Origin of the sequence: Variovorax sp. 770b2 (genome assembly GCF_900115685.1) — a bacterium.
Classification (GTDB): Bacteria; Pseudomonadota; Gammaproteobacteria; order Burkholderiales; family Burkholderiaceae_C; genus Variovorax.
In genome coordinates this window covers 1,891,879-1,918,408 of record NZ_FOXJ01000001.1, presented here as the reverse complement: position 1 = coordinate 1,918,408, position 26,530 = coordinate 1,891,879, and the positions used below count along the sequence as shown (strand labels likewise).

Sequence of the window (26,530 nt, the reverse complement as noted above, 5' to 3'; positions counted from 1 at the left end):
CAGAAACTCAACGCTTGGCGGCTGAGAACAGTTCGCCGCCTAGCTTGGCGCCCTTCTTGATGTTCTTCTTGGCGAACCAGCCCTGGTTCATCTCGAGCACATAGCGCACCGGCTCTTCGGAGCAGTGCGAGTTCTCGGTCAGCGGCTGCATGTCGACCAGGTTGACGATGCGGCCGTCGTCGGCCACGAAGGCGGCAGTCAGCGGCAGCAGGGTGTTGCGCATCCAGAAGCACTGCGTGGCGGGCTGCTCGAACACGAAGATCATGCCCTCGGCCTGCGGCATGGTCTTGCGGAACATCAGGCCGATTTCACGTTGCTGGGGCGTCTGGGCGATCTGGGTGTCTATCTTGTAGAGGCCGACCGACAACTGCGTGCGTGCGAGGTCGGTCTGGGGTTGCTGCTGTGATTGCGCATGCGTCGGCATCACGAACGAGGCGGACAGCAGGAGCAGGGCGGCTAAACGCTGAAACATCGGACAACTCTTTCAGGGCGGGGGCCGCAAAAGGCCCGGCCCGTAACCAATAAAAATGCCCGCTGATGCGGGCATTGCCGGGTGAGCTTGAAAGCTTACACCTTCTTGGCGGTGGCCGTGTGGGCCTTGGCCACGTGGCGAACCTTGTGCTTCTTGACTGCGTGCTTGGCCTTGGCCTTGTGAACGGCAGGTGCGGCCGGGGCGGCGGTTGCGGGTTCAGCGGTTTGAGCAAATGCACCGGCAGCGAAGAGACCGGCGATCAGGGCTGCGAGCAGCTTGTTCATGAGAAATCCTTTGAGATTGTTGATTTGGACCACCTCCCTGTGGAAGGTCCACATTCAACGGAGCCCATCGAAGGCGGTTGACAGCACTTTGGTTGCGCCGGGCGAAAAAAAAGCGCCCCGAGGAGCGCTTTTTTCAGGGGACGCCAAATTACTTGGGCGTGCCGCCTTGGGTCGACTTGCGCTTGACGCTGCCGTCCTTGTTGCGACGACGTTGGTCGCGCGTTTCAGCGCGCTTTTCGCCAGAGGCTGCAGCCTTGTCGGTACCGACAGCGCCGCCTTCGGGCGTCTTGGCGATGTCGCCAGCGGGAGCGGCCACTTGACCAGCGGGCTTGGCATCCTTCTTGGCTTCAGCACGTGCTTGCGACTTGCTGTTGGTTGCGTTCCCTTGTTCGGGCGTGGTGCCGGCCGGGTTTTGGGCATAGGCGCCAGCTGCGAACAGACCAGCGATCATGACTGCGAGAATTTTGCTCATTGAAGATTCCTCTATCGAGAATTGGTTGGAAACGCCTCCCGGCGAGCAGAAGGTCAGCCACTAACGAGCCCATTGGCCCCATGGTTGACAAACGCCAGCTGATGGGCAGCGTCTAAAATGTACAGCGATTTGTTAGCCGGTTGTACAGCGAAACCCCCTCGCTGTCTGAATTCGCTGACACTCGTCAAAATTACATCACTCCCGGAGCCTTCGCCCTCATGCCCAGCTATCAGCACATCAAAGTCCCGGCCGAAGGCCAGAAGATCACGGTCAATGCCGACAGCTCGCTGAATGTGCCCGATCAGCCGATCATCCCTTTCATCGAAGGCGACGGGACGGGGCTGGACATCACCCCGGTGATGCTCAAGGTGGTGGATGCTGCGGTGTCCAAGGCCTACGGCGGCAAGAAGAAGATCCACTGGATGGAGGTCTATGCCGGCGAGAAGTCGACCAAGGTGTACGGCCCCGACGTCTGGCTCCCCGAGGAAACCCTGCATGCCGTGCGCGACTACGTGGTGTCCATCAAGGGCCCGCTCACCACGCCCGTCGGCGGCGGCATCCGCTCGCTGAACGTTGCGCTGCGCCAGGAACTCGACCTCTACGTGTGCCTGCGCCCCATCCAGTATTTCGAAGGCGTGCCCAGCCCGGTGCGCGAGCCGCACAAGACCAACATGGTGATCTTTCGCGAGAACTCGGAAGACATCTACGCCGGCATCGAATTCGAAGCCGAAAGCGACAAGGCCAGGAAGCTCATCAAGTTCCTGCAGGACGAGCTCGGCGTGAAGAAGATCCGCTTCCCCAACACCTCCGGCATCGGCGTGAAGCCCGTGTCGATCGAAGGCACCGAGCGCCTCGTGCGCAAGGCCTTCCAGTACGCCATCGACAACGACAAGCCCAGCGTGACCATCGTGCACAAGGGCAACATCATGAAGTTCACCGAAGGTGGCTTCCGCGACTGGGCCTACAACCTGGCTGCCAAGGAATTCGGCGCCGAACTGATCGACGGCGGCCCGTGGATGAAGTTCAAGAACCCGAAGACGGGCAAGGAAATCACCGTCAAGGACAGCATCGCCGACGCGTTCCTGCAGCAGATCCTGTTGCGTCCCGCCGAGTACAGCGTGATCGCCACGCTGAACCTCAACGGCGACTACGTGTCCGACGCGCTGGCCGCGCAGGTCGGCGGCATCGGCATCGCCCCGGGCGCGAACCTGAGCGACACCGTCGCGATGTTCGAAGCCACGCACGGCACGGCGCCCAAGTACGCCGGCAAGGACTACGTGAACCCCGGCTCCGAGATCCTCTCGGCCGAAATGATGCTGCGCCACATGGGCTGGACCGAAGCGGCCGACCTGATCATCAGCGCGATGAAGAAGTCGATTGCCAGCAAGCGGGTGACCTATGACTTCGCGCGCCTGATGGAAGGCGCGACGCAGGTGAGCTGCTCGGGCTTCGGGCAGGTCATGATCGAGCATATGTAATCAATTCGCCAAGCGCTTGGGCGTCTTATGGCGTCGCCGCATCGAGCCCTCGAATTTCCAAAAGGAATTCGAGGGCTTTTTTCTTGGTCGCGTAGAAGTTTTTCAATAGAAATTACTACTTTCAAATTGTCGGAATTGCGCGCGCCTGGAGAAATTTCACAGATCAATTGCCTGCTTTCGGGGTTTAACTATTGGTAGAAACTGTGCACCGCACAGACCTGCACGAACACCCAGAATCGCGCCTATTCGAGGAAGCATAGGGAGCGTGAAATGGGCAGGAAGACAGCAAATACCGGTGCTTTGCCCGGCGGTGCAATGCGTGATGCCGCTGCGCAATTGACGTCGTTGGCGAAGCGGTAGATCGCAATGGCGATTTCTCGACGAGCGCTGTTCGGCAAGCTCAATCTCACGCTGTTTCGGGGTATTGAATCCGCAACTGCCTTTGCCAAGCTGAGAGGAAATCCATATGTCGAACTGACGCACTGGATTCATCAACTCTGGCAGCTCAATGACAGCGACCTGCATCGTGTCTGCCGTCACTACCAAGTCGATGCGCAGGCGGTCGAGACGGATCTGGCTTCGGCTTTGTCGGAATTGCCTTCCGGCGCGACGTCACTGAGCGATTTTTCCCATCACGTCGAAGTGGCCGTCGAGCGTGCTTGGGTGCTGTCCAGTCTTGAATTCGGCGACCGCTGCGTGCGCGGCGCCTGGCTGCTTGCAGCGCTGGTGCAAACACCCGAACTTCGGCGCGTGCTCCTTGGCATATCACCGGCGTTCCGGAAAATTCCCGCGGAGCAACTGGCGGATGTTCTCGCTGCACTCATTGCAGGCTCCCCAGAAGATGGTGAAGGGCCGCACGACGGCTCGGCCCTGTCGCCCGCAATGCCGGGAGAAGCGAGCGAAGCGATCGCCAGGTCGCCGGATGGCAAATCGGCCTTGGCTCGCTACTGCACCGACCTGACGGATCGTGCACGTAGCGGACAGATCGACCCCGTGATCGGCCGCGAACACGAGATCCGCACGATGGTCGACATCCTGCTGCGCCGGCGGCAGAACAATCCTTTGCTCACGGGAGAGGCTGGCGTTGGCAAGACGGCTGTGGTCGAAGGCCTCGCGCTCGCCATCGCCGGCGGCGAGGTTCCACCATCGCTGCGCGATGCCCGCCTGCTCAGCCTCGACGTAGGCGCGTTGCTCGCCGGTGCCAGCATGCGGGGCGAGTTCGAGTCCCGCCTCAAATCGCTGCTCGAAGAGGCGAGCACGTCGAGCCGACCGGTCATTCTCTTCATCGACGAGGTGCACACCTTGATCGGCGCGGGCGGACAGGCGGGCACCGGGGACGCGGCCAACCTGCTCAAACCGGCGCTCGCGCGCGGCACCTTGCGTACCGTCGGCGCGACCACGTGGAGCGAATACAAGCGCCATATCGAAAAGGACCCCGCGCTGACCCGGCGCTTTCAGCTGCTGCAGGTCGCCGAGCCCGGGGAGGCCTCCGCCATCGAGATGGTGCGCGGCCTGGTTGCCACCTTTGCCGCGCATCACGGCGTCACCGTGCTGGACGAGGCGGTACGGGCGGCAGTGACGCTGTCCCATCGCTACATCCCGTCGCGCCAGTTGCCGGACAAGGCCATCAGCCTGCTCGACACGGCATGCGCACGCGTCGCCATGTCGTTGCACACGCCACCTGCCGTGGTCGATCGACTGCGGCAGCGCATGGCGGCCCTGGACGTGGAACTTGAACTGCTGGCGGCAGAGGGCGCGATCTCACAGGGCAGCGAGAAGCGATCGAAGCGCATCGAAGCCGCAAATTCCCGACTCGTGGCGGCCGAACATGAACTCTCGGCGCGTGAAGCCCGGTGGCAGGAAGAGCTTGCGATGGTCCAGCAGATTCAAGCGCTGAGAACAAGGAAGAGGGAGGAGGGTGAGGGTGAGAGGGAGAGTGGCGCCGAGGGCGAACGGCCCTCGGCGCGATTGCAGGCCCTCGAAGAAGAACTCCTGTCGCGCCAGCAGGACGCGCCGCTGGTCTTTCCTCAGGTCGATGAGTCGGTGGTCGCTGCCATCGTTGCGGACTGGACGGGGATTCCCGTTGGACGCATGGTGCAAGACGAGGTCGCCGCGGTCTTCGGGCTCGAATCCATGCTCGATGAACGAGTCATTGGCCAAGGCCACGCGCTCGCGGTGATTGCCGAACGCATCCGTACGTCGCGAGCCCATCTCACCGATCCCGACAAGCCGGTGGGCGTCTTCCTGCTGGTCGGTCCCTCGGGCGTCGGCAAGACCGAGACTGCGCTGGCATTGGCGGAGGCGATGTATGGCGGTGAACAGAACCTCATCACCATCAACATGAGCGAGTTTCAGGAGCCGCACACCGTCTCTGCCCTGAAGGGTTCGCCGCCGGGCTACGTGGGCTATGGAGAGGGCGGCGTTCTCACGGAGGCCGTGCGACGCAGGCCCTACAGCGTGATCCTGCTCGACGAAGTGGAAAAGGCGCACCCGGATGTGCACGAACTCTTCTACCAGGTGTTCGACAAGGGCTGGATGGAAGACGGCGAAGGCCGGCATATCGACTTCAGGAACACCACGATCCTGCTGACGAGCAACACCGGCGCCGAGAACATCGAGAGCCTGTGCGAAGACCTTGCGACGCCGCCTGAAGTCGAAGTCCTGCGCGACGCGCTGCAGCCTGCACTTCGCCGGGTATTCCCGGCCGCGTTCCTGGGGCGCCTGTCCGTCGTGCCCTATCTGCCGCTGGGCAAAAAGGCCTTGGGCCGCATCGTCTCGCTGCACCTGGACCGCGTGGTCCATCGCATGAAAAAGCAGCATGGCATCGAACTGGGCTATGCGCCTTTCCTGGTGGCCGAAATCATCGAGCGATGCGGCACCCATGAAACCGGCGTTCGCCGCCTGATCGCCTTCATCGAGCAGAACCTGCTGCCCGTTCTGTCGCGGCACTGGCTCAACGCCTTGCAGGAAAAACGAACGATCACCCGGATATCCGTCGACGCCAAGCTGCGCGGCACAACCGGTCTGGACTTGCAAGGAGGAGATGTCGTCATCTGCCACATCGAGTACGCCTGACTCCTCAAGCCGCCGCGTTGATCCGGCGCCACTACTTTCAGTTTTCCATCAGGGAGTTTTCATGACAAACAACAACAGCAGCCAGAAGTTCATCGCCCGCAACAGGGCGCCACGCGTGCAGATCGAATACGACGTGGAAATCTACGGCTCGGAGAAAAAGATCGAGCTGCCTTTCGTCATGGGTGTTCTGGCCGACCTGTCCGGCAAGCCCGCCCAGGCATTGCCGCCGGTGGTCGATCGCAAGTTCCTCGAGATCGAAATCGACAATTTCGACGAACGCATGAAGGCGATCCAGCCGCGCGTGGCCTTCGCCGTGCCCAACACGCTGTCGGGCCAGGGCCAGCTCATGGTCGACATCACCTTCGAGAGCATCGAAGACTTCTCGCCGGCGGCCGTGGCCCGCAAGGTCGAACCGCTCAGCCGCCTGCTCGAGGCGCGCACGCAGCTTGCGAACCTGCAGACCTACATGGATGGCAAGGCCGGTGCCGAAGGCCTGGTCAACAAGCTGCTGCAGGACCCGACGCTCATGAAGTCCCTCGTACAGGCGCCCAAGCCTCGAGCGGCGGACCTCGGCGACGCATCGACCGCCGACTCGGCGGCCTGAAATCTGCCCCAAGGAACCTCACATGAACATCGCAAGCGATTCCGTGCTCGACGCGTCCGCGCCCGCGCAATACACCCATCCCTCTGACTTCGCATCCTTGCTGGACAAGGAATTCAAGCCCAAGACCGAAGAGGCCCGTGACGCCGTCGAAGCGGCGGTGCGCACCCTGGCCGAGCAGGCGCTCGTCAATGCCGCGACCATGACCGACGATGCCTACAGCAGCATCGAGGCCATCATTGCGGAGATCGATCGCAAGCTGTCCGAGCAGATCAACCTCGTGCTGCACAAGGACGAGTTCCAGAAGGTCGAGTCGGCCTGGCGCGGCATGCACCACCTGGTCTACAACACGGAGACGGACGAGAAGCTCAAGATTCGCTTCATGGATGTGTCCAAGGACGAAGTGCGTCGCACGCTTCGCCGCCACAAGGGCATTGCGTGGGACCAGAGCCCGATCTTCAAGCGCATCTACGAGGAAGAGTACGGCCAGCTCGGCGGCGAGCCGTACGGCTGCCTCGTGGCGGACTACTACTTCGACCATACGCCGCCCGACGTCGAGTTGCTGGGCGCGATCGCCAAGATATCGGCCGCCTCGCATGCGCCATTCATCGCCGGGTCGGCCCCGTCGCTGCTCGGCATGGAGTCATGGCAGGAACTTGCGAACCCTCGCGACCTGGCGAAGATCACCTCGAACCTGGAGCATGCGCCCTGGAATTCGCTGCGCAGCACCGAGGACTCGCGCTACGTCGGCCTCGCCATGCCACGCTTCCTCGCGCGCCTGCCCTATGGGGCAAAGACCAACCCGGTCGACGAGTTCGATTTCGAAGAGCAAACCGAAGGCGCGGACCATCGGAACTACGTCTGGAGCAACGCGGCCTACGCGATGGCCGTCAACATCAACCGCAGCTTCAAGCTCTACGGCTGGTGCACGATGATCCGCGGCGTGGAGTCGGGCGGTACGGTGGAGAACCTGCCGTGCCATACCTTTCCGACCGACGACGGCGGCTTCGACATGAAGTGCCCGACCGAGATCGCCATCTCGGACCGCCGGGAAGCCGAACTCGCCAAGGCGGGCCTGATTCCCCTGGTGCATCGCAAGAACACCGATCACGCCGCGTTCATCGGCGCGCAATCGGTCCAGAAGCCGCAGGAGTACATGGACCCCGACGCAACGGCCAATGCCAACCTGTCGGCCCGGCTGCCATACCTGTTCGCCAGCACGCGCTTTGCGCACTACCTCAAGTGCATCGTGCGCGACAAGATCGGCTCGTTCAAGGAGCGCGAGGACATGCAGCGCTGGCTCAACGAATGGATCATGCATTACGTCGATGCCGATCCCGCCAACTCGTCACAGGAGACCAAGGCCCGCAGGCCCCTCGCTGCCGCCGAAGTCGTGGTGGAAGACATCGAGGGCAACCCCGGCTACTACGGCGCGAAGTTCTTCCTGCGCCCGCACTTCCAGCTCGAAGGGCTGACCGTGTCGCTGCGCCTCGTTGCGAAATTGCCGTCCCTCAAGGACGCAGCCTGACCGGCATCGCTTCCATCCATTCCGAATTGTTCGATGAAGTGGCGCACAGACGCCACCCGCAAATTCGCTCGAGGCGCCGAAAGAGCGCCAGGGCATCTGTCAAACATTGAAAAAACCAAGCTCAGGGAGTTTTTATGGCGCAAGACATTTTTCTGAAGATCAACGGCATCGAAGGTGAATCCCAGGATTCCGATCACAAGAACGAGATCGAGGTTCTGGCCTTCAACTGGAAAGCCTTCCAGGAATCCACCATGCACGCCGGTTCGGGCGGTGGTGCCGGCAAGGCCACGGTCGAGGACCTGGAGTTCGACCACTACGTCGATCGCTCGAGTCCCAACCTGATGAAGTACTGCCTCACCGGCAAGCACGTCCAGGAAGCGAAGCTCACCATCCGCAAGGCCGGTGGCAACCCGCTGGAGTACCTGAAGTTCACGTTCTCCGACGTGATCATCACCGCCATCCAGCCTTTCGGTTCGAACGCCGACGAGATGCGCATCAAGGAGCGCGTTCGCCTGTCGTTCTCCAAGATCAAGCAGGAGTACTCGGTGCAGAACGCGCAAGGTGGCAGCGGTGGCGCGGTCACTGCCGGCTACGACATCAAGGGCAACAAGGAGTCCTGACAGCGAAGACCGGGCCCTGAATCGATTCAGGGCGCTTCGACTTCGGACGGCACGGCGCACGCAGGTGCGGCGCGCTGCCCGTTGTCGGCCCTTCGGCCCTCTCGACCTTCTCGACCTTCTCGACCTTCTCGACCTTCTCGATCGTTTGCACCATCTCCTTTTTCTCATGCCGTTCAACGTGCCTTGTCCCCGGCGGATCGCTTCGCGGCGATGGCTTCCCGTAGTGCTTTCGCCGCTGGTCCTCGCGCTTTCCCTGCTCGCAGCGGCGTCTTCGAATGCCCAGTTCTCCAACCCCAGGGAGCAGACCCGGCTCGATATCACGATCACGGCGGAGGCCGGCGTCAACCCTGACGACAAGGGCAGGGCGGCGCCCATCATGGTGCGTCTCTATGAGCTCAAGTCGGAGGGCACCTTCGAGTCCGCCGACTACTTCTCTCTCCATGGCAACGACAAGGCCCTGATCGGCAGCGACCTGCTCGTCAGGGACGAATTCATCCTGCGCCCGGGCGATGTCAAGACCATCCGCCGCAAATCGCACCCCGACCTGGCTGCCATCGGCATCGTCGCGGGCTATCGCGATCTCGCGCAAGCCGACTGGCGCGTGGTGCAACGGATCGATCCCGCACCGGAAGTGGCCTGGTATCGCTCGGTCCTGCCGGCCAACAAAGTCAAGTTGCAGGTCGCCCTTCAAGCCAAGGGCATCCAACTCATCCCCCTCAAGTAAGCCCACGGCTTGCGACCACAACGATCGATTTCATGAGTTGGTACAACAAAGTCGCCTGGAGCGAAGGGCTCTTCCTGCGCCCGCAGCTGTTTCAGCAGCAGGAGCGCTATCTCGAACACCTTGCGCACAAGCGCACTGCGTCGCTCAGTCCGTTCTACTGGGGCTTCAATCACTACAGCATCGATGCGGAATCGCTGTCCCTTGGCAAGCTCGTGCTTGCCAGTGCAGCGGGTATTTTTTCGGACGGCACGCCCTTCGATGCGCCGGGTCAGACGCTGCCGCCCGCACCGCTCACCATCCTGCCGGAGCATCTGGAGCAGGTCATCCATCTGGCCGTGCCCATTCGCACGCCCAATGGCGAGGAAACCACTTTCGACGATGCAGTGGCGTCCGCGGCATCGCTTGCGCGCTTCTCGGTTTTCGACGTCGAGTTGCGCGACGCGAATTCCATTGGCCAGGGCCCGAAGACGGTGCAGCTTTCCCGTCTGCGCTTGCGCCTGCTGCCGCAACGCGAGCTCACGGACGCATGGATCGGCCTTCCGCTCGCCAAGGTGACCGTGCTGCGCTCCGACGGGAGCATCGCCATCGATCCGCACCTGATACCGCCCGTTGCCGGCTACGGCGCGAGCCCGCTGCTGACCGATTGGGTGACCAACTTGCACGGCCTGTGCCGGCTGCGCGCGCAATCGCTCGCGGCGCGGCTCAGCGGCAACGATGGCAAGTCCAGCGAGTCGGCCGAAGTGTCCGACTTCCTGCTGCTGCAGATCCTCAATCGCTATGAGCCCTTGTTCGAGCACTGGCTGCGCGTGCGAGAGACCTCGCCGGAAGTGCTCTACACCGCGTTGCGCACCCTCAGCGGGGAGCTTGCGACGTTCGTGCGCGCGAGCACGCGCCGCCCCGCCGTGCACCCGGCCTACCAGCACATCGACCCCTGCCTGTCCTTCAGGGAGTTGATGGGCGACGTGCAGGCCCTGCTCAACGACGTGCTGGTGCGCAGCGCACAGAGCATTCCCCTGTCCAACCGCGCCAACGGCGTGCGCGTGGCGAGTGTCGAGCCGTCCGAATTGCAAGGTTTCTCCAGCCTCGTGTTCGCCGTGGCTGCCCATACGCCGCCCGATCAACTGGCCAGCCAGTTTCCGGCGCGCTGCAAGGTCGGGCCGAGCGACCGGCTTGCCGAACTCATCCGTTCCCACCTGCCCGGCATCCCGTTGCAGACGCTGCCCGTGCCGCCGCGCCAGATTCCCTTCAATGCAGGTTTTGTCTATTTCCAGATCGATTCGCGTGGACCGCTCTGGGAGCACATGGTCAAGCACGGCGGCCTCGCACTGCACGTGGCTGGCGATTTCCCTGGTCTGCGCATGGAACTGTGGGGCGTGCGCGAAAAATGACGCCATTCATTGACGACCCCAGGCGCGACCTGGAAGAACCCAGCGGCATCCCCGCTGATGCCGATCCGGCCGACGGTTCGCGGCCGGGTGATCTGCCAGGAGAAACGCCTCTCGCCCCGGAATCGCCGATGCAGGTGCGCCTGGCCGCGGTGGCTGCTGCCCGGAATCCTTTGCTCGAAGCAGCCCAGCCTCTGCTGCGCGCGCTGGCCGACATGCCGGCGACGCTCGGCAACGAGGGCGTGACGATCCTTCATCAGCTGCTGGAGCGAGAGGTCGCGAGTTTCCAATCGCTCTGCAGCAGCGCGCAGATCCGGCACGAGCACGTGGTGGCGGCGAGCTATTCGTTGTGCACGGCGCTCGACGAGTCCGCCAACAGCACGGAGTGGGGCGGCGGCAAGAACGGTGAGGCCGGCATCTGGGCCGGGCAGCAACTGGCCGCGAAGTTTCATGGCGACACCAAGGGCGGTGACAAGTTCTTCCTGCTGGTGGGGCGCCTGGCCGCCAGCCCGCAGGAGCATGTCGATCTGCTCGAACTGATGTACCAGGTTCTGGGGCTCGGATTCGAGGGCCGCTTCAGCACCGCGGCCAACGGACGCCGGCAGCTGGAGACGGTTCGCCATCGGCTGTTCACGCTGCTCGGGACGGCGCGCGGCGATGTGCCGCACGACCTTTCCCCGCACTGGAAGGGCGTGGGCGTGGGCACATTTCGTCTGCTGCGCAGCGTGCCGGTCTGGTTGACGGCGTCGCTGCTGGCACTGGTCCTGTCCGGGCTGTTCGCCTGGTACAAGTACCAACTGCTGCGGATGAGCGCCGATGTGGCGCAGCGCATCGCCGCCATCGGCCAGATGCGTCCACCTCCAGCGCCACCGACGCCTCCGGCCAAGGCACTGCGCCTGAAAGAGTTGCTGGCGCCCGAGATCGCACGCGGCACGGTGAGCGTGGAAGAAGACGAGCGCCGCAGCGCGGTGAGCTTCAGGGGCGACGACATGTTCGTCCCCGGCCAGGCGCGCCTGAACGCACGGATTCTTTCGGTCCTGGCCAAGGTGGCGGACGAGATCAACCAGGTCTCGGGCTCGGTGCAGGTCACCGGCCACTCAGACAACCGGCCGATCAAGACCCGCGAGTTTCCCGACAACCAGGTCCTGAGCGAGAAGCGCGCCGAAGCCGTCGCTGCCGTGCTGCAGGAAAAGGGCGTCGTGGCTTCGCGCATACGAACCGAAGGAAGAGGCGACACGATGCCGGTTGCCGACAGCGCGACGGCCGCGGGGCGCGCCAGGAATCGCCGCGTCGACATCGTCGTCACCCAGGGCGATGGCAACAACCCGGCGCGAACCATCTCACCTTCGGCAGCGCCCCACTAGAGGCGCCTCGGGCTTCACTCATGCAATACATCAAACAATTCCTGGCGTTCCTTTTCTCCCGGCAGATGCTGGCATTCATCGCCATGGTGGTGCTGGCACTGGCGATCTGGTTCGTCGGCCCATTGCTCGCCGTCGACGGGCTGCGCCCGCTGGCGCCGGCCGGGGTGCGCGTGACCTTCATCGTGCTGCTGCTGGTGCTGGGCATCCTTTGGCTGATCTCGGGTCCGTACAGCCTGGTGGGGGTGGCTGCGCTGTGCCTGCTGCTGTGGCAGGCGGGTCCCTTGCTGGAAATCGGCGCCGCAAAGCCGTTGGCGCCGGCATGGGTGCGCGCGGCGATCGTGGGCGCCATCCTGCTGCTGTATGCGCTGTACTGGCTCTACCGCCTCTGGCAGGCGCTGCGCAACAACGAGGATCTGCTCGCACGGGTCCTGGGCTTCGGAAAGGGCGTGGGCAAGGACGAGACGGGCAGGGAAGAGATCAAGACGGTCACCGCCGCGGTCACTCGCGCATTGGCGCAGCTCAAGGGCATGCGCGGTCGCGGTGGATTGCGCCGTCTGCTCGAGGGCCGACGCTATCTGTACGAGTTGCCCTGGTACATGATCGTCGGCAGTTCCGGTGCCGGAAAAACCACGGCGCTGCTCAACGCCGGGATGCAGTTTCCCCTGGCGCGGCAGATGGGCAATGCGTCCAGGCGCGTGGTGTTCAAGTCAGAGGGCGGCACGCTGCATTGCGACTGGTGGTTTGCCAACGAGGCCGTCCTGATCGACACGGCCGGTCGCTACACCACGCAGGAAAGCAACCCCGTGACCGATCCGGTCGAGTGGCGCGGCTTTCTCGGCCTGCTGCGCAAGCACCGCACGCGTGCGCCACTCAACGGCGTGATCGTTGCGCTCAATGCAGCCGAACTGCTGACCATGACCGAGATGGAGCGCGCCGAGCACGCCGGCATGGTGCGCGACCGCCTGACCGAGCTGCGCCAGGAGTTGGGCATTCGCTTTCCCGTGTACGTCGTCGTCACGAAGATGGACCTGCTGCGGGGCTTCAGCGAGTACTTCCAATCGCTCACCAGCGAAGGGCGGATGCAGGCCTGGGGCTTCACGCTGCCATTCAACGGCATGAAGAACGCGCGCACCACCATGCAGGTCCGCGAGACCTTGCGCGCGCAAGTGGAAGCGGAGTTGGCCTTGCTCAAGGATCGGCTCGCCGATGGATTGCGCGCGCGGCTGAACGAAGAATTCGATGTGGAGCGTCGCAAGCGCCTTTTCGCACTGCCGCAGGAGTTGGCCGGGCTGGCGGTGCCATTGGTGCCGATGCTCGACGAGATCTTTCTCGTCTCCCGTTTCGACAGGACGCAACTGCACGACACCCTGCGCGGCGTGTACTTCACGAGCGGCGTGCAAGCTCGCATGGAACTGCCGGCCGACCCCGGCACGCTGATCCAGCGATTGCAGCGCAGCCTGGGCTTGTCGCTACCTTCGAACCCGCATGCCGCCGGCACGGCGCCCGGACGGGGGCAGCAGGGCTTCTTCATCCAGGACCTGCTGACCAAGGTCATCATTCCGGAATCCCATCTCGTCAGGCCCAACCTGCGCTGGGAATTTCGGTTCAGGCTGCTGCGCCTCATGGGACACGCGTTGGCGGTGGTGATCTTCCTGTGGCTGGCCAGCGCGCTGGCCGCGAGTTTCGGCAACAACCGCCAGTACCTGGGCACCGTCGGCCAGCGCACCGACGTGCTCGCGGGCCAGGTGCGCGCGCTGCTCGGCAACTTCAAGCCGGCGGGTGTGCCGGATGTGCTCAATGGCGCCAGCGAGTTGCCTGGCTACGCCGGTCTGGACATCGACAACCCGCCGGGCAGCTTTCTCTACGGCCTGTACACCGTGCCGCCGGTGCTGGCGGCAACGGGCGAAACCTATGCGCAGCTGCAGGACCACACCTTGCTGCCGACCATCCTGCAGCGCATGGAGGCCGTGCTCGCGCAGAGCATGAAGGACGGCGATGCCAAGACGGCCTACGAAACCCTGCGTGTCTACAAGCTCCTGCACGACAAGGACCGCTACATGAAGGGCGGCGCGCGGGACGTCCGGAACTGGGTGCTCAAGGACTGGGAGCAGGCCGACAGCGCCGCGGCCTTCGGCGGACGCGCTTCGATGGTGGGCCATGTGACAGCGCTCTTTTCCGGCGAGCGTGCGGTGCAGGCGGCGTCGCTGCCCAACGATGGGCTGGTGCGTGCGGTGCAGGACTTCCTGAACGGCAATACCTCGACGCAGCGCGTGTACGAGCGCGCCAAGGCGGCGATGCTGCCCGACGCGCCGCAGGAGTTCACGCTGGTCCGCGCGGTCGGGCCACAGGCCGGCACGGTGTTCTCGCGTGCCGGTGGCCTGCCGCTTGAAAAGGGCGTGCCGGGCCTCTTCACTTATGACGGATACCACGACGTCTTCAGCAAGCGTCTGCCGGAGTTCGTCGGGCAGGCGATCGACGACGATGCCTGGGTCATGGGGCGGGGTGGGGCCGGGCCGTTGGACGCGGCGGCTCGCAAGCTGCAGGACGCGCCCTTGCTCGATGACATCCGCCGCCAGTACCTGAGCGAGTACGCCCAGCAATGGGAAGCCTTCCTCGAATCGATTCGCACGGTCGGCGGGAGCGACACCACGGGCACCAGCCTGGGCTTCGACCTGGGCGTGCTGCGGCAGTTTGCCGCGCCCGATTCGCCCCTGGCCCGGCTGGCGCGTGCGGCGGCGCGCGAGACCACGTTGTCGCGCCCCCTGGTGGTGGGTGCGCAGGAAGAGAAGGGTTTCCTCGACAAAGCCTCCGACGAACTGAGCAAGAAGACCGGTGCGATCGGCAGGAACCTCGGCATTCGCGCCGAGGAGCGGCTCGAAAAGCAGATCGTCGACAACCGCTTCGCAGCGCTGCGCGAAGTCGTGACCGGTCAGCCGGACATCGGCGCGGGGAATCTCGGTGCCACCGGTGCCAAACCCGGGCTCGAAGCGATCTCGGGCCTCGTCAACGAGTTCTACACCTTGCTCGTGGTGGCCGACACGGCGCTCGCGGCGGGCAGCCTGCCACCCGGTGGCGCCGAGATCGGCGCGCGCCTGAAGCTGGAAGCCGGGAAGCTCCCGGCACCGCTGCGCGAAGTGCTGACCGCGCTGGCCACGAGCGGTGGGGACAAGGTGGTGCTGGGCGCCACCGGCATCCTGCGCAACCAGGCGCAGCAGCAGCTCGACCGCATCATGGGCCTGATGGCGATGCAGGTCGGCGAGCCTTGCAAGCGCGGCGTGGAAGGGCGCTATCCCTTGGCCGCCGTGGCGCAGGACGCATCCATTGAAGACTTCACGCTGGTCTTCGCCGCGGGCGGCGCCGCGGACGAGTTCTTCAACAAGTACCTGGCTTCGTATGTCGATACCAGCGTGCGCCCCTGGCGCTACAAGGATCCGAACATGGCCAACGCCATGGCCGGCGTGGAAGGGGCCGCCGGCGGTGCAGCGCCGGCGCCCGCGACCACGGGTCCGACCTTGCTTGGCGAACTGCTCAAGCTGCTGGCCCAGAGCGGGCCGAACCTCGATGCCTTCTACCGCGCGCAACAGATTCGCGACCTGTTCTTTCGCGATGCCGGCGGCAAGAAGCTGGCGTGGAAGATGGACCTGCGGGTGCTCGAGCTGGAGCCCAGCATCACCGAACTGCTCATCGACATCGATGGACAGGGCCAGCGCTACATCCACGGCCCGGTGCAGGCGTTCACCGTCAACTGGCCGGGGCCGCGTGGCGGTGCGATGGCGGAGATCACCGCGAATCCGCGAATCTCGGGGCCTACCTCGACCTTTCTGGCCAACGGTCCGTGGGCATTGTTCCGATTGCTCGAAAAGGGCCGCATCGTGAACACGGCAACGCCGGGGCGGCTGAGCGTCGAGTACGCATTCGACGGCCGCAAGGCGCTGATCGACATCAGCGCCGGCAGCCAGCCCAATCCACTCAACAGCGATGTGCTCAAGGGCTTCCGCTGCCCGGGCCGGGCGGCTTGATCCCATGCTGAGAAAACTGATCGCCCCCTGGTGCATTCTTCCGCCGGCCATCTGGGGCAAGTTGCCGGACCGCGCGGACTTTGTGCGCAGTGGCGTGCGCCATGGAGAAGCAGAGGCATGGATGCTGTGGCTCGCGCAGCAAGGCTTCGACGTGCAAGCCGGCGTTGCCGCCAGGGCGATGTCCGCGCCGGTCGCTTTCGTACTGCCTGCCGGCGTCCTGGCGTTTGCGCGGCGGCGGTTCGTGTTCGGCGTGGTGGCGCCGTCCATCGACAAGGTAGGGCGCTCGCATCCCCTGGTGATCTATCAGCAGGCACACCCGCGCTGGGCCATGCGTCATTTCGAGGCGCAACGCGATCAACCGCTCAATTGGCAGTTCTGGCTTGCGCGCGCCGTGGCCCGCCATGCGCGCAAGCAAGGCCATGCCGACTTTCATGCGTTGGAGATCGCGGTGCGTGCGTTGTGGGAGGCAAGTTGCCGGATGGAGAGCGACCACCCCGGACAGAGAACGCGCCGGATGGCGGCCCTGCTCGACCAGTGGGTCGGCCCCGCATCCGACAACGATCCCGCCGCCGGGCTGCACGGCGTTCGCCATCTTCCGTGGGCCGATTGGCCGCATCGTCTGCAGGGCACGCGTGCCGAAAGCGCGTTCTGGCAGCAAGACGCGGAGGGACGTTTCATCGGGGCCGCCAACAGGTTGCAGAAGTTGTGGGGCGGGGGCGGCATGCGATGAATACCGGCAACTCTCATGCGATCAACGGCAACGTGGCCCCTTTGCTTCTTCGACTCACGCACAGCGGCGGCGAGGCGCGCAACGGGACCATGCTGATTCCCCTGGGCGGGGCGGCCATGGCCGATGCCCTCCAGCTGTGCGGTGAGCGCCAGAGCGATGCGCAGTGGCGCGTCGCCAATCTGTGCCGCATTGCATGGCGCAGCGAAGCCGGCGGCTGGCAGTTGCTGAACGGAAGCTACACGCTCGTGTGCGCACACAACGGTGAACGAATCCCGGTTGGCGCGGCGGTGACCGTGACGGCAGGCGACGCGCTCGAGTTGGGATTGCTGCGCTTTGTGCTGGAGTCGGGGGAAGGCGTTGTGCCTGCACAGATGCACGTGGAACCCAAGAGGTTGGAAGACCTGCTGGATGTGTTCGATCACTGGGCGATCGCATCTCCAACGTCGGCGGGGAAACGGCATGGCTTCGATCCGGGCGATCTGCGCGATCTGGACGGCCGCGGTAGCGACCGGCAAATCGATACCCTTGCCGATCCATTCGGCGTGCTCGACATCGCGGGTGCAAGGTCTCGCCCGGCCGCAGACACTCTGGCCGGTCTGCTCGGCGAAAGCCCGCGACGCGAAGCACGGACGGTGCCGACTGCGCGGCCGCCGGCACCTCGTGGTCGCGCGGAATCCGTGTTGGACGAATTGCACGAAGAGTTCGTGCGCGTGGTCCGGGACCCCGATCAACTCGCAGGCCGCACCGATTGGGAGGGATTCGTGGTTTTCGGCGGCGAGGCTGCGCCGACGCTGGAGGAACTGAGCAGGCAAGCCGAGCCCTATGCCTTGCTGCGCGACATCCTGCTGCCGCGCGAAGGCATCGACCAGATCATCGACGAGTTCGAGCCGCTCGCCCGATCGGGGCTCCTCGAAGTGGGGCCTTCGGAAGACGTGCTGGGCCTGTTCGCACCGGAGCTTGTTCGCGACGCAAGAGTTGCGTTGCCCAGCCTGACGCGACGCGAGCACCACGAGCTCTCGCCCGACAGCCATGTCCGGATCGGTTCGATGCGCGTTGGCGGCGGCGAGGGCGGCGAGGGCGAGAAGGAGGGCGCTTCATGACGCAATCCCCCGCCAAGGCTGTGCGCCAGGAAATGCTCGTGCAATTGCGCGAGGCGCCCTGGAAGTTCGGATTCCTTGCGGTGTTGAGGCGCTTCGGCGCTGCCTGTTCGCAGCAACCCCCCATCGGACTTGCAAGCCGCCCGCAGCAAGAGTCCTTCCGGTTGGGACAGGCCGCGGCTTTGATCTTCGCGCCGCGCGAGATCGCCTCCGCGGTGCTGCCGGACGAAGCGGCGCCGCGTTTGCCAGGGGCGGCGCCCCCACGCGCCGGAAACAATCCAGCGCTTCCTATGGTGCGCGTATACGGCCTGGGCTTGCTGGGCCCCAACGGGCCGCTTCCGCTGCACTACACGGAGCTGGTGCGCGATCGCGCCGAGAACCACAACGACAGCACGCTGGCGGATTTCCTGGACCTTTTCCATCACCGCTACCTGACGCACATGTACCGCGCGTGGGCACAAAGCCAGGCTGCGGCGGGCCTGGATCGCGCGGAGGACGAGGCTTTCAGCCGCTACGTCGCACGCCTCACGGGGCACGACCCGCTGGAGATCTGCGATTCGGTGTTGCCCGCGCATGCGCGCCTTGCGGCATCCGCGCACCTGGGCCGCGAGGCCCGCAACCCCGATGGACTGGCTGCCACGCTGGCGCGATTTTTCGCGGTGCCCGTGCAGCTTCAGGAGTTCGTGCTGCATTGGATCCGCATCGACGACGAAGACCAGAGCCATCTGGGCCAGGCGCGCGCCTCCAGCGTCATGGGGGCAGGAGCGATCGCGGGGGAGGTCGTGGCCGATCGGCAGAACAAGTTCCGGCTCGTGATCGGGCCGTTGAAGCTCGACCAGTACCTGCGCTTCACACCGCGCGGGAAGGATCTCGCGCTGCTCGTCGAGTGGGTGCGGGCCTTCGTCGGCCATGAGTTCGTCTGGGAGGTCGAACTGCGCGTACGCGACGACAGCACGCCCCCCGCCCGGCTCGATGACGCTGAACGGCTCGGATGGTCCACCTGGCTCGGCGGCGCCGAGGGCAGGGGAACAGGGCGGGCCGTGGCACATGCAGTCGACTTCACCGTCGGGATGGTTTTCGAGCCGGAGCAATACATCGGCGCGCGCTATCGCGACAGCGATGCCCGGACCTCTCATTGACACGTTCACCGACATTCATGACCTACGCTGCTGCCTACCCCGTGTCGGACATCGAGTTCGCGCCCTTGAGCGCCAAGGAGCCTTGCGGCCCGAGTCTCGAGTACGACGCGGAATACGCCGTATTGCTCTCGCGCATGTCGCCGCGCAGCGACGCACAGTACGGGCAATTTGTCGGAACGCCGGAGGCGCCCAACTGGACCGAGATCGAGCGCGACTGCCGCCGCCTGCTGCTGCGGACGCGGGACATCAACCTGTTCGTCTGGCTGTGCCGGGCTCGCACGCGACTGGCCGAGGCCCCGGGGCTTGCGCAGTCGCTGACGGCGCTGTCCGCGGTGCTGGAGCGCTGGCCCGACGCAGTGCATCCGCAGATCACCGTGGAGGGAGAGCGCGATCCGGCCGTACGCGCCAATGCCCTGGCGGCGCTGGCAGATCCTGACGGCTTGCTGGCCGACGTGCGCGAGATCGTCGTCGCGGCCAACGCCGCGCGCCACCTGACGGTGCGCGAAATCGAACGCGCACGTTCGGTGCCGCGTCCGGCCGATACGCCGAGTCCCGAATCCGTTGCGCAGCAGCTTGCGCAACTGCGGCTCTCCTCGAATGGAGGCGTCGAGTTGCCGGTGGACCTGCTGTCGCAGGCGTCTCGGGCTGCCCGGCAGATCGCTGCCTGGGCGCAACATCGCCTGGGGCAGGACGCACCCTCGCTGCAGGCATTGATCGATCTCCTGAAGCCCTTCGACGAGATCGAACCTGAAGCCGGGCCGGAGTCCGAGCCTGCCGGACATTCCGAAAGCGCGACACGTCCACACGTTCGCGGCGCCACCTCGCGCGACGACGTCCTTCAATCCATTCGCGAGGCGCGCGAGTGGTTTGAAAACCACGAACCCAGCAGCCCGGTGGCGGTATTGCTGAGGCAGGCCGAACACATGGTCGGCAAACGGTTCGCCGAGGTGGCCGACGCCATTCCGCTCGATCTGTTGCGGAAATGGGACTCCGCCGAAGGGCGCCGCTGATGGGAAATGAGATGGAGGTGGGCTTCCTGTCGGCCTGTTTCGTCCTGGGGGTGCTCGGCGCCGGGCTTGGCGCGTGGGCCTTTTCACAGGCCGCCCGCGCGCAACTGAAGGCGCAGCGACGGGCGTTCGAGCTGGCCAGCGAGCAGGCCCAGCGGGATTTCCAGCAGGCCTTGCTGTGCGTGCCGCAATGGGTTCAGCGGGCGACGCGAATCGAGCTGGAGCTTCTTGGCCGGCAGCACACGGCGCGCCACAAAGCGCTGCTGCGCGAGCAGCAGCATTGGCAGTCGGAGCAGGAAACCCAACGGCAGGCCGAATGGCGCACGCTGCTGTCGGGCCTCAGCGAAGCGGGGTCGCGAGAAAGAGGGTCGCCCGCCGATATCGCCCAAGCGGGAAAATCGACACCTGCACAGTTACCAGCCGCTGCCGATCCGGACGAAGCGACGGACACATATCGGTCGCCACCGGCACTCATTCATGCCTCGGAAGCGCCGGAACGCGCGCTCAGTGACGAGGAAATCGACGCATTGCCGCCCGATCTGCCAGCACCGGTCCGGCTGCAACGCAGAAAAATATCGGCGCCGAATAAGCCAATCCTGCGCAATATCTGAGCGGGGCGGCAATTCGCCGATTTATTTCGCTGTCTGGGCTGTCGCACCCGACGCAAGGCCCTTGATTTGTCGAATACACGTCACCAAGTCCTCCTGCGTCAGCACGGTGCTTGCACGCTCTATAGAATCTTTTTCATGGCAACGAGAATTCCCAAGACTCCCCCCACCCCCCCGGCCCAAAAACCGGCCGGGGATGACGGAGATTCGGTCGTTCTGGAGCGCCGGCCGCAGAAAACTGCGCCGCCCCAGATGTACCAGGTGGTCATGCTGAACGATGACTACACCCCCATGGAGTTCGTGATCGTGGTGCTGCAGGAGTACTTCAGCAAAGACCGCGAAAGCGCGACGCAGATCATGTTGAAGATTCACCTGGATGGCCGCGGCGTCTGTGGGGTTTATTCCCGCGACATGGCAGCCACTAAAGTGAATCAGGTCATGGAGGCCGCGCAGCAGGCTGGGCACCCGCTGCAATGTGTCAGTGAGCCAGTTGCGTGAACCTGTTGAATTGCGCAAGCTCCAACCCATCTGAGAACTTATTTACAGCAAGGCAAAAGGAAATCACATGATTGCCCAGGAACTGGAAGTCAGCTTGCACATGGCCTTCGTCGAGGCCCGGCAGCAGCGCCACGAGTTCATCACCGTGGAGCATCTGCTGCTCGCTTTGCTGGACAACCCGAGTGCCGCAGAGGTTCTGCGCGCCTGCTCGGCGAACGTCGACGACCTTCGGGCGTCGCTCACCAACTTCATCAAGGACAACACGCCGCAAGTGGCGGGTACCGACGATGTAGACACCCAGCCCACGCTGGGTTTCCAGCGCGTGATCCAGCGCGCCATCATGCATGTGCAGTCCACCGGCAACGGCAAGAAGGAAGTCACCGGCGCCAACGTGCTGGTCGCGATCTTCGGTGAGAAGGACTCGCACGCGGTCTACTACCTGCACCAGCAGGGCGTGACCCGCCTGGACGTGGTCAATTTCATTGCCCACGGCATCAAGAAGAGCGACCCGCCCGAAGCCGTCAAGGGCAGCGGCGAAGCCCCTCAAGGTGAAGGCGAAGAGGGCGGCGGCGAACGCAACGAGAAGGCATCGCCGCTCGAGCAGTTCACGCAAAACCTCAACCAGCTCGCCAAGGACGGCAAGATCGATCCGCTGATCGGCCGCGAATACGAGGTCGAGCGCGTCATCCAGATCCTGTGCCGCCGGCGCAAGAACAACCCGCTGCTGGTGGGCGAGGCCGGCGTCGGCAAGACTGCGATTGCAGAAGGCCTGGCATGGCGCATCACCCAGGGCGACGTGCCCGAGATCCTCGCCGAGGCGCAGGTCTACTCGCTCGACATGGGCGCACTGCTGGCCGGCACCAAGTACCGCGGCGATTTCGAGCAGCGCCTGAAGGGCGTGCTCAAGTCGCTCAAGGACAAGCCGAACGCCATTCTCTTCATCGACGAAATCCACACGCTGATCGGTGCGGGCGCAGCCTCGGGCGGCACGCTCGATGCGTCGAACCTGCTCAAGCCCGCGCTCTCGAGCGGCCAGCTCAAGTGCATCGGTGCGACCACGTTCACCGAGTACCGCGGCATCTTCGAGAAGGATGCGGCCCTGTCGCGTCGTTTCCAGAAGGTCGACGTGGTCGAGCCGTCGGTGCAGGAAACCGTCGACATCCTGAAGGGCCTGAAGTCGCGCTTCGAGGAGCACCATGGCGTGAAGTACGCGGTGGCAGCCCTGCAGGCCGCCGCCGAGCTGAGCGCCAAGTACATCAATGACCGTCACCTGCCCGACAAGGCGATCGACGTCATCGACGAAGCCGGTGCCGCGCAACGCATCCTGCCGCCGAGCAAGCGCAAGAAGACCATCAGCAAGACCGAGGTCGAGGAAATCGTCGCGAAGATCGCGCGCATTCCCCCGGCCAACGTCAGCAACGACGACCGCAGCAAGCTGCAGACGATCGAGCGCGACCTCAAGAGCGTGGTGTTCGGCCAGGACAAGGCCCTCGAAGTGCTCGCCTCGGCGGTCAAGATGGCGCGTTCGGGCCTGGGCAAGGGCGACAAGCCGATCGGCTCGTTCCTGTTCTCCGGTCCCACGGGCGTCGGCAAGACCGAAGCGGCCAAGCAACTTGCCTACATCATGGGCATCGAGCTGATCCGCTTCGACATGTCGGAGTACATGGAGCGTCACGCGGTGAGCCGCCTGATCGGCGCGCCTCCGGGCTACGTCGGTTTCGACCAGGGTGGTCTGCTGACCGAAGCCGTCACGAAGAAGCCGCACTCGGTGCTGCTGCTCGATGAAATCGAGAAGGCGCATCCGGACATCTTCAACGTGCTGCTGCAGGTGATGGACCATGGCACGCTGACCGACAACAACGGGCGCAAGGCCGACTTCCGCAATGTCATCGTCATCATGACGACCAATGCGGGCGCCGAGACCATGAACAAGGCGACCATCGGCTTCACCAACCCGCGCCAGACGGGCGACGAAATGGGCGACATCAAGCGCCTGTTCTCGCCTGAATTCCGCAACCGGCTGGATGCCATCGTCAACTTCAAGGCGCTCGACGAAAACGTCATCCTGCGCGTGGTCGACAAGTTCCTGCTGCAGCTGGAGACGCAACTGGCCGAGAAGAAGGTGGAAGTCACCTTCAGCGACAAGCTGCGCAAGCACCTGGCGAAGAAGGGCTTCGATCCGCTGATGGGCGCGCGTCCGATGCAGCGTCTGATCCAGGACACGATCCGTCGTGCACTGGCCGACGAACTGCTGTTCGGTCGCCTGACCGACGGCGGCCGCCTCGAAGTCGACCTGGACGACAAGGACGAAGTGCTGCTGGACATCCAGCCTCTTCCGAAGAAGGAAGGCAAGTCCAAGCCTGAAGCGGAAGAGGCCGCAACGGGTTGAGAAACCGGGCATTCCGTGGCCGACGAGGCCGCGGAACCGCCTCCAAAGGCCGGTAGCATCGCGCTGCCGGCCTTTTTCTTTGGGCGGCCCGAAACCCGCAAGCCCAATCGCACGCTCTTTCCGCCTTGATCCTCCCCGAACTCAGTCACGAATGGAAAACCGGCCTCTCCCTGGCGTGGAGCGGCTACATCGCCGTGCTGTCGATCTGGATCGTGATGCAGAAGCGCGCGCCGGTGTCCACGATGAGCTGGATCCTGTCGCTCGCGCTGTTGCCGTTCGCGGGCTTCGTCATCTATTACTTCCTCGGTCCGCAGCGCCTGCGCAAGCAACGCATCAAGCGGCTGCGCAGCCGCGCCGGGGCCTCGGCGCAGGCCGACCTCGCCCGGCTGCGCGACGCGGCGCAGAACGCACCCCCGGCGCTGCAGCAGATGGCGCGGCTGGGCACTGCGGCCTGCGGGCTGCCGGTATCCAGCGCATCCGACGTGCAACTGCTCTCGGGCGGCGCGCGCACCTTCGATGCCATCTTCGAGGCCGTGCGCGCGGCGAAGGATCACATCCACCTGGAGTACTACATCTTCGAGCCCGACAAGATCGGCACCGCGCTGCGCGACCTCCTGGCCGAGCGCGCAAAAGAGGGCGTGACCGTGCGGCTGCTGCTCGACGCACTCGGCTCCAAGCGCATCGGCCGCAAGTTCATGGCGCCGCTGCACGAGGCGGGCGTGAAGGTCGCGCTCTTCCACGACACCAAGATCGGCCGGCGCCTGCGCCCGGTGACCAACTACCGCACCCACCGCAAGATCGTGGTGTGCGATGGCCGCGTGGGCTTCACGGGCGGCGTGAACATCACCGACGAGGAAGACAAGCGCACCAACCCCGACGCGTACCACGACGTGCACCTGCGCATCGAAGGCAGCGCGGTGCGCTGGCTGCAAACGACGTTCCTCGAAGACTGGACCTACGCCACCGGCGAAGACCCGCGCGGCATGGACGACGCGATGGCCGCGATGCTGCCGCAGCTCGACGCAGGCGACATCCCGGTGCAGATCGTGACCAGCGGCCCCGACAACATGCTCGAGCCCATCCACCGCATGCACGTCGAGGCGATCCATTCGGCCACGCACCGCGCCTGGCTCACCACGCCGTACTTCGTGCCCGGCGAGCCCGCGCTGATGGCGCTCACCAGCGCCGCGCTGCGCGGCGTCGATGTGCGATTGCTCGTGCCGCGCCGCAGCGATTCGGCCATCGTGAGCGCCGCCGCGCGGTCGTACTTCGACGAACTGATCGCCGCGGGCGTCAAGGTCTGGGAATACAAGGCGCGCATGCTGCACTCCAAGACCTTGGTGGTCGACGAGCATTGCGCGATGATCGGCACCGCGAATTTCGACAACCGCAGCTTCCGCCTCAACTTCGAGGTCTGTGCGGTGGTCTACGGTCCCGCGCTGGCCCGGCCGCTGGCGGCGCAGTTCGAGACCGACCTGCACAGTTCCGGCGCGGTGCGCGCCAACCGGCCACAGAATTTCTGGCGTCGCCTCGGCGATTCCATTGCGCGCTTGTTTTCACCCCTGCTCTGAATGAACCACACCTTTCTCTGGCACGACTACGAAACCTTCGGCGCCGTGCCGCGTCGCGACCGGCCCTCGCAGTTCGCCGCCATCCGCACCGATGCCGAGCTGAATGAAGTCGGCGAACCACTGATGGTCTATTGCAAGCCCGCGCCGGACTACCTGCCCAGCCCCGAGGCCTGCCTCATCACCGGCATCACGCCGCAGGTGTGCCTGGAGCGCGGCATTCCCGAGCACGACTTCGCCGCCCAGATCGAACGCGCCTTCTCGCAGCCCGGCACCATCGGCGTGGGCTACAACACGATCCGCTTCGACGACGAGGTCACGCGCTTCATGTTCTGGCGCAACCTCATCGACCCCTACGCGCGCGAGTGGCAGAACGACTGCGGCCGGTGGGACCTGCTGGACGTGGTGCGCTTGACCTACGCGCTGCGGCCCGAGGGCATCGAGTGGCCGAAGAAGGAAGACGGCAAGCCCAGCTTCAGGCTCGAAGACCTGGCGCGCGCGAACGGCTTGCTGCACGAGTCGGCGCACGATGCGCTCTCCGACGTGCGCGCGACCATCGCGCTGGCCCGGCTCATCCGCGACCGGCAACCCAAGCTCTTCGAGTTCGCCTTCGGTCTTCACAAGAAGGACCGCGTGGCGAGCGAACTCGGCCTGCCCGCGATGCGCGAAACCGCCAAGCCCTTCCTGCACGTCTCGGGCATGTTCCCGGTCGAGCGCGGCTGCCTCGCCGTGATGTGGCCGCTCGCGAGCCACCCCACCAACAAGAACGAACTGCTCGCCTGGGACCTCGCCCACGACCCGAGCGAGCTGCGCGACCTCGATGTCCAGACGCTGCGCCTGCGCCTGTTCACCCGCACGGCCGACCTGCCCGAAGGCGTGGTGCGCCTGCCCGTGAAGGGCATCCACCTGAACAAGTCGCCGATGGTGGTGGGCAACCTGCGCACGCTCGCGCCGCCGATGGCCGAACGCTGGGGCGTGGACCTGGACACCGCGATGCGCCACGCCGCCATCGCGCGTGACCTGCCCGACATGAGCGCCATCTGGTCGCAGGTGTACGCGCGGCCGAAGGAGGCCACGCCCGACGTCGATGAAGACCTGTACGGCGGCTTCGTCGGCAACGCCGACCGCCGGCGCCTGAACCAGCTGCGCGGCCTCTCGGCCGGCGAGCTCGCCAAAGACCGCACCGGTTTCGACGACGGCCGCCTCGAGGAAATCGTCTTCCGCTACCGCGCGCGCAACTGGCCTGAATCGCTCGCCCCGGAAGAAACCGAGCGCTGGGAGGCGCTGCGCGTGGCGCGCCTGTTCCACGGCGAGGGCGGGGTGCGCACCATCGAGCAGCTGTTCAGCGAAGTCGATGCGCTCTCCGAAACGGCGGACGAGCGCGGCGAGGAGATCCTCGGCGCGCTCTACGAATACGCCGAAGCCATCGCGCCCGAAGCCTGAACGTTCAAGCACACCCACCGCCATCCGCC

21 protein-coding genes are annotated in these 26,530 nt (G+C 64.8%); 18 read left to right on the top strand and 3 right to left on the bottom strand.

Annotated elements, in window-relative coordinates:
- Positions 1 to 7 precede the first annotated feature (7 nt).
- The 3 genes from BM133_RS08705 to BM133_RS08695 all read right to left on the bottom strand — a co-directional run bounded on the left by BM133_RS08705 (position 8) and on the right by BM133_RS08695 (position 1,228).
- Complete coding sequence (locus BM133_RS08705) at positions 8 to 472, bottom strand: DUF192 domain-containing protein (protein ID WP_093433037.1); 465 nt, start codon at positions 470 to 472, stop codon at positions 8 to 10.
- A 95-nt stretch (positions 473 to 567) separates the two neighbouring features.
- Positions 568 to 756: a hypothetical protein gene (locus BM133_RS08700; RefSeq protein ID WP_093433035.1), complete on the bottom strand. Its 189-nt coding sequence runs from the start codon at positions 754 to 756 to the stop codon at positions 568 to 570.
- A gap of 148 nt (positions 757 to 904) precedes the next feature.
- On the bottom strand, positions 905 to 1,228 hold the full coding sequence (locus BM133_RS08695) for a cell envelope biogenesis protein TolA (protein WP_093433033.1): 324 nt from the start codon (positions 1,226 to 1,228) through the stop codon (positions 905 to 907).
- Between the two features lie 218 nt (positions 1,229 to 1,446).
- Here BM133_RS08695 and icd point away from each other — a divergent pair, with 218 nt between their 5' ends.
- From icd to sbcB, 18 genes are all read left to right on the top strand, one after another.
- A complete protein-coding gene (gene icd / locus BM133_RS08690) occupies positions 1,447 to 2,706 on the top strand; it encodes an NADP-dependent isocitrate dehydrogenase (RefSeq protein ID WP_093433032.1) in 1,260 nt (419 codons plus the stop codon).
- Between the two features lie 366 nt (positions 2,707 to 3,072).
- The gene (gene tssH, locus BM133_RS08685; protein WP_093433030.1) at positions 3,073 to 5,781 is read left to right on the top strand and encodes a type VI secretion system ATPase TssH; all 2,709 of its coding nucleotides are present in this window, start codon (positions 3,073 to 3,075) and stop codon (positions 5,779 to 5,781) included.
- A 61-nt stretch (positions 5,782 to 5,842) separates the two neighbouring features.
- Positions 5,843 to 6,385 carry a type VI secretion system contractile sheath small subunit gene (tssB, locus tag BM133_RS08680; RefSeq protein WP_093433028.1) on the top strand — a complete coding sequence of 181 codons (543 nt, stop codon included), beginning with the start codon at positions 5,843 to 5,845 and terminating at the stop codon, positions 6,383 to 6,385.
- A 22-nt stretch (positions 6,386 to 6,407) separates the two neighbouring features.
- A complete protein-coding gene (tssC, locus tag BM133_RS08675; protein WP_093433027.1) occupies positions 6,408 to 7,910 on the top strand; it encodes a type VI secretion system contractile sheath large subunit in 1,503 nt (500 codons plus the stop codon).
- A gap of 134 nt (positions 7,911 to 8,044) precedes the next feature.
- The gene (locus BM133_RS08670; protein ID WP_093433025.1) at positions 8,045 to 8,530 is read left to right on the top strand and encodes an Hcp family type VI secretion system effector; all 486 of its coding nucleotides are present in this window, start codon (positions 8,045 to 8,047) and stop codon (positions 8,528 to 8,530) included.
- Positions 8,531 to 8,696: 166 nt separating this feature from the next.
- Positions 8,697 to 9,254: a type VI secretion system lipoprotein TssJ gene (tssJ, locus tag BM133_RS08665; RefSeq protein ID WP_093433024.1), complete on the top strand. Its 558-nt coding sequence runs from the start codon at positions 8,697 to 8,699 to the stop codon at positions 9,252 to 9,254.
- A gap of 32 nt (positions 9,255 to 9,286) precedes the next feature.
- Entirely contained in the window at positions 9,287 to 10,642 is a 1,356-nt protein-coding gene (gene tssK / locus BM133_RS08660) for a type VI secretion system baseplate subunit TssK (RefSeq protein WP_093433022.1), read from the top strand.
- Complete coding sequence (gene tssL / locus BM133_RS08655) at positions 10,639 to 12,003, top strand: type VI secretion system protein TssL, long form (RefSeq protein WP_093433021.1); 1,365 nt, start codon at positions 10,639 to 10,641, stop codon at positions 12,001 to 12,003. The genes tssK and tssL overlap by 4 nt, the downstream gene beginning before the upstream one ends.
- 20 nt (positions 12,004 to 12,023) lie before the next feature.
- Positions 12,024 to 16,022 (top strand): type VI secretion system membrane subunit TssM, encoded by a 3,999-nt coding sequence (gene tssM, locus BM133_RS08650; protein ID WP_093433019.1) that lies wholly within the window; start codon positions 12,024 to 12,026, stop codon positions 16,020 to 16,022.
- 4 nt (positions 16,023 to 16,026) lie between these two features.
- The gene (gene tagF, locus BM133_RS08645) at positions 16,027 to 16,752 is read left to right on the top strand and encodes a type VI secretion system-associated protein TagF (protein WP_177224763.1); all 726 of its coding nucleotides are present in this window, start codon (positions 16,027 to 16,029) and stop codon (positions 16,750 to 16,752) included.
- On the top strand, positions 16,749 to 17,852 hold the full coding sequence (locus BM133_RS08640; protein ID WP_093433016.1) for a TagK domain-containing protein: 1,104 nt from the start codon (positions 16,749 to 16,751) through the stop codon (positions 17,850 to 17,852). The genes tagF and BM133_RS08640 overlap by 4 nt, the downstream gene beginning before the upstream one ends.
- Entirely contained in the window at positions 17,849 to 18,988 is a 1,140-nt protein-coding gene (tssG, locus tag BM133_RS08635) for a type VI secretion system baseplate subunit TssG (protein ID WP_093433015.1), read from the top strand. The genes BM133_RS08640 and tssG overlap by 4 nt, the downstream gene beginning before the upstream one ends.
- Positions 18,989 to 19,005: 17 nt before the next feature.
- Positions 19,006 to 19,998, top strand: a complete 993-nt coding sequence (locus tag BM133_RS08630) for a type VI secretion system protein TssA (RefSeq protein WP_093433013.1) — start codon at positions 19,006 to 19,008, stop codon at positions 19,996 to 19,998.
- A complete protein-coding gene (locus tag BM133_RS34545; protein ID WP_143100101.1) occupies positions 19,998 to 20,606 on the top strand; it encodes a hypothetical protein in 609 nt (202 codons plus the stop codon). The genes BM133_RS08630 and BM133_RS34545 overlap by 1 nt, the downstream gene beginning before the upstream one ends.
- Before the next feature lie 135 nt (positions 20,607 to 20,741).
- On the top strand, positions 20,742 to 21,101 hold the full coding sequence (clpS, locus tag BM133_RS08620; protein WP_093433010.1) for an ATP-dependent Clp protease adapter ClpS: 360 nt from the start codon (positions 20,742 to 20,744) through the stop codon (positions 21,099 to 21,101).
- Positions 21,102 to 21,168: 67 nt separating this feature from the next.
- On the top strand, positions 21,169 to 23,490 hold the full coding sequence (gene clpA / locus BM133_RS08615) for an ATP-dependent Clp protease ATP-binding subunit ClpA (protein ID WP_093433009.1): 2,322 nt from the start codon (positions 21,169 to 21,171) through the stop codon (positions 23,488 to 23,490).
- Positions 23,491 to 23,615: 125 nt separating this feature from the next.
- Positions 23,616 to 25,061 carry a cardiolipin synthase gene (cls, locus tag BM133_RS08610; RefSeq protein ID WP_093433007.1) on the top strand — a complete coding sequence of 482 codons (1,446 nt, stop codon included), beginning with the start codon at positions 23,616 to 23,618 and terminating at the stop codon, positions 25,059 to 25,061.
- Positions 25,062 to 26,501 carry an exodeoxyribonuclease I gene (sbcB, locus tag BM133_RS08605; RefSeq protein ID WP_093433005.1) on the top strand — a complete coding sequence of 480 codons (1,440 nt, stop codon included), beginning with the start codon at positions 25,062 to 25,064 and terminating at the stop codon, positions 26,499 to 26,501. It abuts the gene before it with no gap.
- The last annotated feature ends 29 nt before the right edge of the window (positions 26,502 to 26,530 follow it).